This window comes from Kitasatospora sp. SolWspMP-SS2h (assembly GCF_003259315.1).
GTDB classification, from domain to species: Bacteria; Actinomycetota; Actinomycetes; order Streptomycetales; family Streptomycetaceae; genus Kitasatospora; species Kitasatospora fiedleri.
In genome coordinates this window covers 1-1,131 of the sequence record NZ_QLLT01000070.1, presented here as the reverse complement: position 1 = coordinate 1,131, position 1,131 = coordinate 1, and the positions used below count along the sequence as shown (strand labels likewise).

At 66.0% G+C, this 1,131-nt stretch carries 1 pseudogene; it reads right to left on the bottom strand.

The annotated features are described in order from the left end of the window. Positions 1-1,131 (bottom strand): annotated as a pseudogene (locus K353_RS34720) (hypothetical protein); the annotation flags it as partial.

Below are 1,131 nucleotides of genomic sequence, written 5' to 3'. Positions count from 1 at the left end.
CTGGAAGCCGTAGTCGATCCGCGACAGGTACGAGTCCCGCACGTACTTCGTGTTCGACGCCCCGTTGTTCTGCCCGTAGAAGTTGCTGTCCTGCGTGTAGTAGTACGCCATCGCGGCGCCCTGGACACTGGTCACGTAGTCCAGGTGCCACTTGTACGCCATCGTGCACACCGAGGCGTCGAAACCCGAGGCGTTGTAGCACGGGTCGCCGGAATGCGCGGAGTACACCGGCATCGCGTCCACCGAGTTGGTGACCGCCTTGCCTGAACTCCACCCCGGCAGCTGGTTCCGGCCGAAGTAGTACACCGTCCCCGAACGGTCCGTGACCGTCCAATAGTCCGTGTTGTACGTCCCCGACCCGTTGTTCGACCCTGTGACATGCGCGACCTTCGCGCCGTCCTCGTTCGACGAGGTGAAGGTGCCCTTGGCCGAATCCCACACAATAGCCGTGGAGGAACCGTTCAACGAGAGTGTCAGGATCGGGCCCGCATAGCACTGATCACCAGTCGCCTTCGGCGAAGCCGAACCCTCCGGTTCGTCCGAACACGAGGTGAACGTCTGCTCGATGAAGGACTCGGGCATCGACCAGCCGTCACCGATCCACGACGCCTGCGCCTGGGTACTCGCCGTCTTGCCGTCCACCACACCGGAGTCATAGGCGAGTTCGACCTTCGGGGCGAGTTCGGTCGACGCACCTGGGGTGGCGACCGGGTAGGAGTAGGTGAATGAACCCGCCGATCCTCCCCCCGACCACGATCCGCTCGGCCCGAGGGAACTGGCCGCATAGGATCCCGCAGAGGAATCCCCGCCGCCGCTGGAAGCGGCTGCAGCCAGCACCACCGGCGCGGAGGCCGAGCCCACTTCGATGACCGAGGCACGGCCCGACCACACTGCCGGGACGGCTTCCGAACCGCTCGCGCCCTCGGCGCTCGTCTTCACCGCGCCGGATGCACTCAGGTCGACCTCGGCCGAGATGTTCTTCCCCACTGCATCACGATCCGTCACCAGCGGCGTCTGCACCCGGCACGCCGCCACCTCAGGCGTCGTCAGCGCACACGCCGGCAGCGACACCAGGTGCAGCCGCGAGGCGTAGTTGCCGCCCAGCGCCTCCGCGAACGACGAGTAGTCGAC